The 1,351-nt window shown below is 56.8% G+C and carries 4 protein-coding genes; all 4 read left to right on the top strand.

The genetic code is table 11. The features are described 5' to 3' along the window. Positions 1-229 (top strand): hypothetical protein (locus ABG996_RS10735; RefSeq protein WP_347500991.1); only part of this gene is annotated, 229 nt, incomplete at its 5' end. A 49-nt stretch (positions 230-278) separates the two neighbouring features. Next, positions 279-533: a hypothetical protein gene (locus tag ABG996_RS10730; RefSeq protein WP_117843712.1), complete on the top strand. Its 255-nt coding sequence runs from the start codon at positions 279-281 to the stop codon at positions 531-533. 2 nt (positions 534-535) lie between these two features. Beyond that, positions 536-817, top strand: coding sequence for a hypothetical protein (locus tag ABG996_RS10725; protein WP_347479841.1), 282 nt, complete (start codon positions 536-538; stop codon positions 815-817). Positions 818-909: 92 nt separating this feature from the next. Continuing rightward, positions 910-1,351 (top strand): Rep family protein (locus ABG996_RS10720; protein ID WP_347500990.1); only part of this gene is annotated, 442 nt, incomplete at its 3' end.

Genomic DNA, 1,351 nt, shown 5'->3' with positions numbered 1-1,351 from the left:
GCTCAAAGCTGGTCGAGATTTCGAGAGCGAAAAAGACGGCAAGCGAGCCGAGCGCGTTCTTGAGAAGGGCGCTCGCGAAAAGCTCAAGGAAATGAACCAGCTTGAAAAGGAGATGGACGAGTGGTCTCCGTTCGATGACGTTGAGGAAGGTCGTGCGGCTAGCAAACGGCTTGAGCTTGAGCGGTCGGGTTTCGCGCCTGACCGCAACTATGATGGGCAGGCGCTTTGATTCAGTATACTAATCGGGTATACTTGCTAGGGAAGAAAGGAGAACGGCAGTGGTCAGAGTACACGGGAACGCCCTCAAGCACGGGCTTACCAGCGAGGAAGTCGCATATGCGTGGGAGAACCCGATTAGGTGCCGACAGCGAAATGGCACGGACGACCCGCCGCTCTGGATTTCGGTCGGTTCTCTTCCTGACGGGAGGTTCGCCGAGCTGATTGGATTTATGGATATCGACGGCGTTTGGTGCGTGTTCCACGCGATGGTGCCGCCGACGAAGAAGTTCAAGCGTGAGCTGGGATGGAGGTAGACATGGACGGAATCGTTGCCGAGAACGGCAAGGTCGTTACCGACGAGATGATTGCCGACTGGGAGAGCGCTCTTGAGCGTGACGAGTGGCCTAGCGGATGGGTCAACGTCGGCGAGATTGTCGAGGGTAAGCTTCCGAAGGCGGCTCCGGATACTGTGACGCTGTCGCTCAAGGTTCCCGCTGCCATGAAGCGGGCGCTTGAGAAAGAAGCGAAGGCCGAGGGCAAATCGACGGGTGCATACGCTCGCGGAATCCTCGCGGATGGTCTCATGGCCATAGCGTAAATAGGCAAAAAGAAAGCCCCTCTTGCTTGGCGGCTTAGGGGCTTTTAGCAGACGGTTTAACCAGTCCTTTCTGCAAGGAGAATTATAGCATCATGCCATACAAGGACAAAGAAAAGCAGCGCGAAGCACAGCGCAAGTGGGAGAAGGAGAACCGTGGGGCTGGGAAGCGTCACAAGGTTTGGATGTTCATCTTCTATCCCGATACCGCCGAGGTTGGCTGGCGTGACGAGTGCGATGAACTCGGACTGCCGTTTCTAGTCTCGCCGCTTCACGACAGGGATGTGTGGACGGCTGCGGACGAGCGCAGGAACCCAGACCACATCGAGGGCGAGGTCAAGGTCGCGCACCACCACGGCTTAGTTGAGTACCCACAGCCCGTGGGCTACGACACTGTTAAAGAGGACTTCGCATTTCTGCACACCCATTCGATTAAGTACGCGAAGAGCAAGGCGAGCATGGCCTTGTACCTGACGCACGAGAAGTGCTCGGACAAGGTTCAGTACGACTGGAGGGACGTTCTCGAGTTCGGTGGTG

The organism is Collinsella aerofaciens (genome assembly GCF_039836695.1).
Taxonomy (GTDB): domain Bacteria; phylum Actinomycetota; class Coriobacteriia; order Coriobacteriales; family Coriobacteriaceae; genus Collinsella; species Collinsella aerofaciens_BD.
Note: the sequence above shows the minus strand (reverse complement) of the source record. Positions and strands in the feature narration are given on the sequence as shown.